This window comes from Micromonospora sp. NPDC048843, from assembly GCF_040649965.1.
Taxonomy (GTDB): Bacteria; Actinomycetota; Actinomycetes; order Mycobacteriales; family Micromonosporaceae; genus Micromonospora; species Micromonospora hortensis.
On sequence record NZ_JBEZGJ010000233.1, the window covers coordinates 1 to 9058 of the forward strand.

Genomic DNA, 9058 nt, shown 5'->3' on the forward strand with positions numbered 1-9058 from the left:
GGCGCCGACATCGGCCAGCTCCGCGAACGGGGCCGTACGGACGCCCTCGCCGCGATCAACTCGGCTGCCTTCGCCCGCATCCGGGCGCTGCCGATGCCGACCGTGGCTGCCGTCGACGGCCCGGCGTTGGGCGGCGGCGCGGAGCTGGCGTACGCCTGCGATCTGCGGGTGTGCACGGCGCGGGCGGTCTTCGGGCAACCGGAGGTGCGGTTGGGCATCCTGGCCGGCGCTGGCGCGACCCACCGGCTGCCCGCGTTGATCGGCGAGGGCCGGGCCAAGGAGCTGCTCTTCACCGGCCGGCGGGTGGACGCCGCGGAGGCCCTGCGGATCGGCCTGGTGAACCGGGTGGTGGACGAGCCCGGCGAACTGCTGACGGTGGCGCACGCGTTGCTGGACGAGATCGCCCTGGGCTCACCGTTGGCGGTGCGGCTGACCAAGCTGGCGGTGGACGCCCCCGCCGCCGCGCACCCGCATCTCGACCTGGTCAGCCAGGCGGTGCTCTTCGAGGACGACGAGAAGCACCGCCGGATGACCGAGTTCCTGGAGCGCCGCCGGCCGCGCTGATCCGCGTATAAGAAACGGCCGCACCGGCGGGAAGCCGGTGCGGCCGTCGTGGATCTCTGGTCCTGCCTACTGCCGGATCTGCACCCCGGCGTCGGCCAGGCCGCGGATCACCTGAGCGGACTCACCGAAACCGATGATCAGTACGGCGTCCGCGCCGAATTCCTTGATCTGCTTCGCGCCGCCGCTGAAGTCGACCGGAGCGGCCTTGGCGTCGGCCGGCGGCTCGTACGTCAACAGCTTGAGCCGGTCGTTGGCGATACCGGCCTTCTCCAGCTCGTCGCGGACGGTGCCCTGGAGGCCCTCACCGTAGGAGTCCTTGCGGGCGACGATGACGATCTTCTGTGACCCGTCGCGGAGGATCACGTCGGCCAGCGCCCGGCCCTGGAGGCTGTCCGGCGGGGCGGTACGGAAGTAGAGGCCCTGGTCGTCCACATCGGTGAGGCTGGCGTCGGTGTTGGACGGGGAGAAGAGAATCTTCCCGGCCTGCACCACGTCCGGCAGCACCGCCCGGGAGATGCCCGAACCGCCGGCACCGATGATCACGCTGACGCCGTCCGTCACGTGCTTGGCCACCGTCGCCTTGGCCACCGCCGGGTTGGTGCCGTCGTCGCCGTCGAGCCACGTCACCGGCTTGCCCAGTGCGCCGCCAGCGGCGTTGATCTCCTTGATCGCCAGTGCGGCGCCGGCGGCCATCGGCGGGTAGGCGATCGAGAGGTCACCGGTCTTCGGCAGCAGGCCGCCCAGGATCAGCGGCTCCTGGTCGGCGGCGGCGCCACCCGGGCGCTGCTTCTTCGGCTTCGGCGGGGCCTTGGTGCTCGCCGCCGACTCGATGCCCGCGCCGACGAACTCGGTCTTACCGTCGTTGATCTGCTGCCCGTCGAAGGTCAGCGTGGCGTAGCTCGCGGTGGCCGGCTCACCCTTGTCGGTGAAGCCCGCCCGGGTCAGCGACACGCCGCGGTACTCGATGTCCTGCCCGTTGCGGGCCAGCGTGAGACAGCTTGCCGGGTCCTCGCAGCGCTGCCCGTCGTTTGTCACGGCGACGATCTGCTTGGTGATGGCGGCCGGGTCGGTGCTCCCTGCCAACTGGGAGGCGAGCACGGCGATCACCACCGCGTCGTACGTCTCGGCGGAGTACACGTAGTCCGTCAGCGCCGGATTGACGGCCCGTAGCCGGCCCTTGAAGTCGTCTGGCAGCGGAACGAGGGGCGTGGTGCCCTTCATCCCGTCGACGAGACTCGCCCGTTCCTTCAACTCCGCAGGATAGGAGTTGAGCATGTTGCCGTCCGTGCCGTAGAGGCGCACCTGTTGGGCGCTGGCCTCTTCGGGCTTGTCATCCCCGCAAGCGCTTGTGGCGAGCAGGATCGTCGCGCAGGCAGCCAGTGTGGCTACCCGCGAGCGGCGTGATACGAACATGGTCGTCCTTCCTCCGGCGAAGGTCCGCTGCGCACATTAGCGTGCCGAGGCCGGCGGCGGGACCGTGGAGGTGGCGTAATGCGCAGGTAGCTCGCGTTGAACACGGACAGTGACGGTTGCGGGGGGCGCTTGACCGCCCGTCCTACTGTGCGCTGCGTGACCGACCTACCACAGCAGACGTTCGATGACGCGGCCGCCGTGCTCCGTTCGGCGCTGACCGGCGATGGAGAAGCGGTGGTGGGAGCGTTCGACGCGGTCTTCGACCGGGCCGGCCTGGACGGTGCGTACGGCGTCGCCTGGTGCCTGGCCGCGACCATGCTCGGCGACGCGCCGGCGGCCAGCGGGGCGGCGCTCGACTTTCCGGGGATAGAGCAGGCCGGGTACGACACCCGCTGGGTGGCCCGCTTCGTCAGCGCGTACGCGAATCGGGACGAGCCGACCGGGGAGGCGCTGTTCGGTGCGGCGGCCGCCGACGGTCTGCTCCCCGACTGCCTGCTCACACTCGCCGGCTCGACGATCGCCACACTGCGCAGCCGCGCCGGGTGACGCACCGCCGGGACCCGACCCGGGCAGTGTTGGCCGCCATCGCCGCCACACTGCTCGCCGCCACAACGGTCACCGCCCTCGCGGTCACCGGCACCGCGACCCCGGCCTCGGCGGCGGGGTTGTCCCCCTTCGACATCCCCAACCGGGGCGCCACAGTTCCGTTCATCGAGCAGGAGGCGGAGGAGACCGCCCACAACGGCACGAAGATCGGCCCGGACCGGCGGTACGGCACGCTGCCGTCCGAGGCGTCCGGCCGGGAGGCGGTCACCCTCGACGCCGTCGGCGAGTACGTCGAGTTCACCCTCACCGCCCCGGCCAACGCTGTCACCTTCCGCTACAGCCTTCCGGACAGCCCGGCCGGCACCGGCCGTGACGCATCCATCGACCTGCGGGCCAACGGGTCGCTGCTGAAGTCGGTATCGGTCACGTCGAAGTACGGCTGGTACTACGGCGGATACCCGTTCAACAACAACCCGGGTGACACCAACCCGCACCACTTCTACGACGAGACCAGGGCGCTGTTCGGCAGCACCCAGCCGGCCGGGACGAAGATCCGGCTCCAGGTCTCCTCGACCGCGCAGTCGCCCACGTTCACCATCGACCTGGCCGACTTCGAGCTGGTCGCCCCGGCGATCACGAAGCCGTCCGGTGTGCTCGACGTGGTCACCGACTTCGGTGCCGACCCGAGCGGCGCTACCGACTCGACGGCGAAGTTCCAGGCGGCGGTCGACGCCGGCAAGGCCCAGGGCCGGGCCGTCTGGATCCCGACCGGCACCTTCACCCTCTGGGATCACGTGGTGGTCGACGGGGTGACACTGCGCGGCGCGGGCCCCTGGTACTCGGTGCTCGGCGGCCGGCACCCCACCGAGCGGAACAGGTCCGTCGGCATCTACGGCAAGTACGTCCCCGGCGGCGGCTACACCGGCCCGGTCCGCGCACACGAGGCGAACGGGCCCAGCCGCAACGTCACGCTGCGGGACTTCGCCATCATCGGCGACATCCGCGAGCGGGTCGACGACGACCAGGTAAACGCCCTGGGCGGGGCGATGACCAATTCGGTGGTGGACAACCTCTGGCTGGAGAACACCAAGGTCGGGGCGTGGATGGACGGCCCGATGGACAACTTCACCATCCGCAACAGCCGGATCCTGGACCAGACCGCGGACGGGGTGAACTTCCACACCGGCGTCACCAACTCGACGGTGACGAACACGTTCGTCCGCAACACCGGCGACGACGCGTTGGCGATGTGGGCGCAGAGCGTGCCGAACGTCAACAACTCCTTCACCCGCAACACCATCGGGGTGACGCTGCTGGCGAACCACCTGGTCAGCTACGGCGGTCGGGACATCAAGATCACCGACAACGTGACGGCCGACTCGCTGACCAACGGGGGCGGCATCCACGTCGCGAACCGCTACCCCGGCGTGCAGGGCGCCACCGGAGTCCAGGGCACCTGGACGATCGCCCGGAACACGTTGATCCGTAACGGCAACTCGGACTACAACTGGAACTTCGGTGTCGGGGCGATCTGGTTCTCCGCGCTCAACGAGGCGTTCCAGAACCCCACCATCAACATCACCGACACCGACATCCTGGACAGCTCGTACGCGGCGCTGCACTGGATCGAGGGCCAGACCAACGGGATCAACCTCAACAACGTACGCATCGACGGCGCCGGCACGTACGCGCTCCAGGTGCAGGCGAACAGCCAGGTGTCGTTCACCAACGTGCGGGCCACCAACATCGCGCAGAGCAACCCGATGCACAACTGTGTGGGCGCCGGCTTCCAGATCACCCAGGGCTCCGGCAACTCCGGCTGGTACACCCCGACCCCGTACTGCGGCCCGTGGCCCAACCCGCAGTGGGGCGGTGGACCCACCACCCCGCCGCCGACCACTCCGCCCCCGACCACCCCGCCGCCCACCACGCCGCCCCCGACCACGCCGCCGCCTACCAGCGGGAACCTGGCGCTGGGCCGGCCGGCGACCGCGACCAGCACCAACCAGAGCTACACGGCCGCCAACGTGGTGGACGGCAACGCGTCGACGTACTGGGAGAGCGCCAACAACGTCTTCCCCCAGTCGGTCACCATCGACCTGGGCGCGTCCCGGTCGGTCGACCGGGTGGCGCTGAAGCTGCCCAGCGGTTGGGAGCAACGCACCCAGACCCTGTCGGTGCTCGGCTCCACCGACGGTTCGTCGTACACCACACTGGCGTCGTCCGCCGGTCGGGTCTTCGCCCCCGGTGCGGGCAACACCGTGTCGATCGGGCTGCCCTCCGGTGACCGCCGCTACATCCGGGTCACAGTCACCGGCAACTCCGGCTGGCCGGCCGCGCAACTCTCCGAGGTCGAGGTGTACGGCGGCACCCAGACCACCCCGCCGCCGACCACGCCGCCTCCGACCACGCCGCCGCCCAGCGGCAACCTGGCGGCCGGACGGTCGATCACCGAGACCAGCCACTCCGACGTGTACGCCGCCCCCAACGCGGTGGACGGCAACGCGAACACCTACTGGGAGAGCGCCAACAACGCGTTCCCGCAGTCGTTGACAGTTGACCTGGGGGCCGACCGGTCGGTGTCCCGGGTAGTGCTGAAGCTCCCACCCTCATCGGCCTGGCAGACGCGTACGCAGACGCTGGCGGTGCTCGGCTCCACGAACGGCTCGACGTTCAGCACGCTGAAGGCGTCCGCCGGCTACAGCTTCAACCCGGCCAGCGGCAACACGGTCACCGTGACCTTCACGGCGACCACCCAGCGGTACCTGCGGCTGAGCGTCACTGGCAACAGCGGCTGGCCAGCCGGCCAGCTCAGCGAGTTCGAGGTCTACTCCAGCTAGGTCGGTTGCCCCCGCCCGGACCGGGCGGGGGCAACCGGTCCGGGCGTCCCGGCGCAACGCCGCGCCACCCGCCCCCGTCCCCAACCCGCACCGTCCCCCACCTGTCGCGGAACGACGGGCGTACCTCTGCACCCGTCACCGGGCAACGCACCCACACCCACCCCCGAAAGAGGTGTAGCGACCCCATGTCCAGGACCGGCACCAGACGAGGCACGCCGCCAACCGGCGCGCCCACCACCGTCCCCCGCACCGCCCGCACGGGCCACCGTCGGATGCTTGCCGGCGCGCTCGCCGGGATGCTCCTCGCCACCGCCCCGGTCGTCACCCCCATGGCGAGCGCGGCACCGGCGACCGACCCGTCCGCTGCCGCCGCCCGCGTGGCAATGCTCGCCGGGCTCTCCGCGACCATGACCGCCAGCAGCTACAACCAGAACTACGTGGCGGGCAACGCCAACGACGGCAACGCGTCGACCTACTGGGAGAGCGCCAACAACGCTTTCCCGCAGTGGATCCAGGCGGACCTGGGCGCCACCGTCAGCGTGGACAGGGTGGTGCTCAAGCTGCCACCCGCCTCGGACTGGCAGACCCGTACGCAGACGCTGTCGGTGTTGGGCTCGACCAACGGCTCGTCCTTCACCACCCTGAAGGCGTCCGCCGGCTACACGTTCAACCCGAGCAGCGGCAACACCGCGACGGTCAGCTTCACCGCCGCCAGCACCCGCTACGTACGCGTGCAGGTCACCGGCAACACCGGTTGGCCGGCCGCCCAGCTGTCCGAGGTCGAGGTCTACGGCGCCACCGGCAGCAACGACACCCAGGCGCCCAGCGTGCCGGGCAACCTGGCCTACACCCAGCCGGTCAGCGGGCAGATCCGGCTCGCCTGGTCGGCGTCCACCGACAACGTCGGGGTGACCGGGTACGACGTCTACGCCAACGGCGCGCTGCGCGGCAGCGTCAGCGGTTCGACGCTCACGTACACCGACAGCCAGCCGACCAGTGCGACCGTGTCGTACTACGTGCGGGCCAAGGACGCGGCCGGCAACCAGTCGGCCAACAGCAACACAGTGACCCGGACCGGCACCGGCAACCCGCCGACCGGCTCCAACCTGGCGATCGGTAAGCCGATCACCGCCTCCGGGTTCGTGCACACGTTCGTGGCCACCAACGCCAACGACAACAACGTGGCCACCTACTGGGAGGGCAACGGCAACCCGAGCACGCTGACAGTGCAGCTCGGCGCGAACGCCAGCCTCAGCCAGGTCGTCGTGAAGCTCAACCCGGACTCGGCCTGGGGTGCGCGTACCCAGAACATCACTGTGCTCGGCCGGGACCAGGGCTCGTCGAGCTTCACCACACTGGTCGGCGCGGCGAACTACAGCTTCAACCCGGGCAGCGGCAACACGGTGACCATCCCGGTCTCCGGCGCGGCGGCCGACGTACGGCTCTCGATCGCCTCGAACACCGGTGCTCCGGCCGGTCAGGTGGCCGAGTTCCAGGTCTTCGGCACCCCGGCGCCGAACCCGGACCTGACCGTGACCGGCATGTCGTTCAGCCCGTCCGCACCCGTGGAGACCAGCACCATCACGCTCTCCGCCACGGTGCGTAACGCGGGCTCCTCGGCCTCCGGCGCGACCAACGTCAACTTCTACCTGGGCTCGACCCGGGTGGGCACGGCATCGGTCGGCGGTCTCGCGGCGGGCGCCTCGACCACTGTCAGCGCCAGCATCGGCACCCGGGACTCGGGGAGCTACCCGCTCAGCGCCAAGGTCGACGAGTCGAACACGGTCGTCGAGCAGGACGACACCAACAACAGCTACACCAACCCCAGCCCGTTGGTCGTCGCCGCGGTCGCCAGCTCCGACCTGGTCGCCTCGGCGGTCGCCTGGTCGCCGGGTAACCCGTCGGCGGGCAACACGGTCACCTTCTCCGTGTCCATCCGCAACGCCGGCAACCAGGCTTCGGCGTCCGGTGCGCACGGCATCACCCTGACCGTTCTCAACGAGTCCGGCACCGTGGTCCGTACCCTGACCGGCTCGCACTCCGGCGTGATCAACGCCGGCGCCACTGTCGGCCCGATCAACCTGGGCACCTGGACCGCCGCGAACGGCAAGTACACAGTCCGGGTGGTGCTCGCCGTGGACGGCAACGAGTTGCCGGTGAAGCAGGCCAACAACACCAGTGACCGGCCGCTCTTCGTCGGTCGCGGCGCGAACATGCCGTACGACATGTACGAGGCCGAGGACGGCGCTATCGGCGGCGGCGCCAGCGTCGTCGGACCGAACCGGGAGATCGGCGACCTGGCCGGCGAGGCGTCCGGTCGGCGAGCGGTGACCCTCAACTCGACCGGCAGCTACGTCGAGTTCACCACCCGGGCCAGCACCAACACGCTTGTCACCCGCTTCTCCATCCCGGACGCACCGGGCGGCGGTGGGATCAACTCGACGCTGAACGTCTACGTCAACGGCGCGTTCCACAAGGCCATCGACCTGACGTCCCGGTACGCCTGGCTCTACGGCAACGAGGCCAGCCCGGGCAACTCGCCGAGCGCGGGCGGACCGCGGCACATCTACGACGAAGCCAACGTCATGCTCAACTCCACAGTCCCGGCCGGCAGCAAGATCCGCCTCCAGAAGGACCCGGCCAACACCACCACGTACGCGATCGACTTCATCAACACGGAGCAGGTGGCGCCGATCGCCAACCCGGACTCGGCGCGCTACACCACGCCGACCGGCTTCACCCACCAGGACGTGCAGAACGCCCTGGACCGGGTGCGGATGGACACCACCGGCAACCTGGTCGGGGTGTACCTGCCGGCCGGTAACTACTCCACCTCGTCGAAGTTCCAGGTGTACGGCAAGGCCGTCCAGGTGACCGGCGCCGGCCCCTGGTACACCCGGTTCAACGCTCCGTCGGGCCAGGACAACACCGACATCGGCTTCCGGGCCGAGAACTCGGCGGCGAACTCTTCCTTCAAGAACTTCGCCTACTTCGGCAACTACACCTCGCGGATCGACGGTCCGGGCAAGGTGTTCGACTTCGCCAACGTGTCGAACATCGTGATCGACAACATCTGGAACGAGCACATGGTGTGCCTCTACTGGGGCGCGAACACCGACTACATGACGATCAAGAACTCCCGGATCCGGAACATGTTCGCCGACGGCATCAACATGACCAACGGCAGCACCAACAATCTGGTCAGCAACAACGACGCCCGAGCCACCGGCGACGACAGCTTCGCGCTGTTCTCGGCGATCGACGCGGGCGGCGCCGACATGAAGGACAACATCTACGAGAACCTGACCTCGACCCTGACCTGGCGGGCCGCCGGTGTCGCCGTGTACGGCGGCTACGGCAACACGTTCCGCAACATCTACATCGCGGACACCCTGGTCTACTCGGGCATCACCATCAGCTCGCTCGACTTCGGCTACCCGATGAACGGCTTCGGTGCCAACCCGCCGACCCGCTTCGAGAACATCTCGATCGTGCGGGCCGGTGGGCACTTCTGGGGCGGGCAGACCTTCCCGGCGATCTGGGTCTTCTCCGCCTCGAAGGTGTTCCAGGGCATCCGGGTCAGCGATGTCGACATCATCGATCCGACCTACAGCGGCATCATGTTCCAGACCAACTACGTCGGCGGGCAGCCGCAGAACCCGATCACCGACACGGTCTTCACGAACGTCTCGATC

General features: G+C 69.4%; 5 protein-coding genes. 4 read left to right on the forward strand and 1 reads right to left on the reverse strand.

The window, feature by feature from the left end; genetic code table 11:
• Nucleotides 1-564: enoyl-CoA hydratase-related protein (locus AB0C20_RS32825; protein ID WP_357569458.1), on the forward strand; the 564-nt coding region annotated here is incomplete at its 5' end.
• 66 nt (nt 565-630) lie between these two features.
• Here the strand turns inward: AB0C20_RS32825 and AB0C20_RS32830 are convergent.
• Nucleotides 631-1977, reverse strand: coding sequence for an ABC transporter substrate-binding protein (locus AB0C20_RS32830; protein ID WP_357179180.1), 1347 nt, complete (start codon nt 1975-1977; stop codon nt 631-633).
• Between the two features lie 156 nt (nt 1978-2133).
• Between AB0C20_RS32830 and AB0C20_RS32835 the strand changes: the two genes are divergently transcribed.
• From AB0C20_RS32835 to AB0C20_RS32845, 3 genes are all read left to right on the forward strand, one after another.
• Nucleotides 2134-2523, forward strand: coding sequence for a hypothetical protein (locus AB0C20_RS32835; RefSeq protein ID WP_357179183.1), 390 nt, complete (start codon nt 2134-2136; stop codon nt 2521-2523).
• Nucleotides 2520-5363: a discoidin domain-containing protein gene (locus tag AB0C20_RS32840; RefSeq protein ID WP_357569459.1), complete on the forward strand. Its 2844-nt coding sequence runs from the start codon at nt 2520-2522 to the stop codon at nt 5361-5363. Before AB0C20_RS32835 ends, AB0C20_RS32840 begins: the two co-directional genes overlap by 4 nt.
• A gap of 185 nt (nt 5364-5548) precedes the next feature.
• A partial coding sequence (locus AB0C20_RS32845) for a discoidin domain-containing protein (protein ID WP_357569461.1) occupies nt 5549-9058 on the forward strand: 3510 nt, incomplete at its 3' end.